The sequence below is a fragment of the Myroides sp. LoEW2-1 genome, assembly GCF_009767705.1.
GTDB classification, from domain to species: Bacteria; Bacteroidota; Bacteroidia; order Flavobacteriales; family Flavobacteriaceae; genus Flavobacterium; species Flavobacterium album_A.
Genome location: NZ_WSPP01000298.1, coordinates 1 through 1684 on the forward strand (window position 1 = coordinate 1; position 1684 = coordinate 1684).

The following is a 1684-nucleotide window of genomic DNA, read 5'->3' on the forward strand; positions in this document are numbered from 1 at the left end:
AAGAAGAATACGTTCTAAGACATATTGGACAACAGCATACAAAAAGAGAGTAAGGCAAGTCGAAAGATTTGAATTAACGCGCTAATCGAAAATATAAAAAATATACGATGAAGAGTTTGATCCTGGCTCAGGATGAACGCTAGCGGCAGGCCTAACACATGCAAGTCGAGGGGTATAAGAAGCTTGCTTTTTAGAGACCGGCGCACGGGTGAGTAACGCGTATGCAACCTACCTTTTACAGGGGAATAGCCCGAAGAAATTCGGATTAATGCTCCATGGTTTATTTGGATGGCATCATTTGAATAATAAAGATTTATCGGTAAAAGATGGGCATGCGTGTCATTAGCTAGTTGGTATGGTAACGGCATACCAAGGCAACGATGACTAGGGGTCCTGAGAGGGAGATCCCCCACACTGGTACTGAGACACGGACCAGACTCCTACGGGAGGCAGCAGTGAGGAATATTGGTCAATGGAGGCAACTCTGAACCAGCCATGCCGCGTGCAGGATGACGGTCCTATGGATTGTAAACTGCTTTTGTACGGGAAGAAATGTGCCTACGAGTAGGTATTTGACGGTACCGTAAGAATAAGGATCGGCTAACTCCGTGCCAGCAGCCGCGGTAATACGGAGGATCCGAGCGTTATCCGGAATTATTGGGTTTAAAGGGTTCGTAGGCGGTCAGATAAGTCAGTGGTGAAATCTCATAGCTTAACTATGAAACTGCCGTTGATACTGTTTGACTTGAATAGTATGGAAGTAACTAGAATATGTAGTGTAGCGGTGAAATGCTTAGATATTACATGGAATACCAATTGCGAAGGCAGGTTACTACGTACTTATTGACGCTGATGAACGAAAGCGTGGGTAGCGAACAGGATTAGATACCCTGGTAGTCCACGCCGTAAACGATGGATACTAGCTGTTCGGTTTTCGGACTGAGTGGCTAAGCGAAAGTGATAAGTATCCCACCTGGGGAGTACGTTCGCAAGAATGAAACTCAAAGGAATTGACGGGGGCCCGCACAAGCGGTGGAGCATGTGGTTTAATTCGATGATACGCGAGGAACCTTACCAGGGCTTAAATGTAGATTGACAGGTTTGGAAACAGACTTTTCTTCGGACAATTTACAAGGTGCTGCATGGTTGTCGTCAGCTCGTGCCGTGAGGTGTCAGGTTAAGTCCTATAACGAGCGCAACCCCTATTGTTAGTTACCATCGCGTTAAGGCGGGGACTCTAGCAAGACTGCCGGTGCAAACCGAGAGGAAGGTGGGGATGACGTCAAATCATCACGGCCCTTACGTCCTGGGCTACACACGTGCTACAATGGCAAGTACAGAAAGCAGCTACCTGGCAACAGGATGCGAATCTCCAAAGCTTGTCTCAGTTCGGATTGGAGTCTGCAACTCGACTCTATGAAGCTGGAATCGCTAGTAATCGGATATCAGCCATGATCCGGTGAATACGTTCCCGGGCCTTGTACACACCGCCCGTCAAGCCATGGAAGCTGGGGGTACCTGAAGTCGGTGACCGCAAGGAGCTGCCTAGGGTAAAACTAGTGACTGGGGCTAAGTCGTAACAAGGTAGCCGTACCGGAAGGTGCGGCTGGAACACCTCCTTTCTAGAGAATTAGTTAAGTGTTAATTCTACTTACTCTCGCTGCTTGTTCAAAAAATAAAAAAA

1 rRNA gene is annotated in these 1684 nt (G+C 47.4%); it reads left to right on the forward strand.

Annotated elements, in window-relative coordinates:
- The first annotated feature begins 104 nt into the window (after positions 1-104).
- Positions 105-1622 (forward strand): 16S ribosomal RNA (locus tag GOQ24_RS14850).
- Positions 1623-1684: the final 62 nt, after the last annotated feature.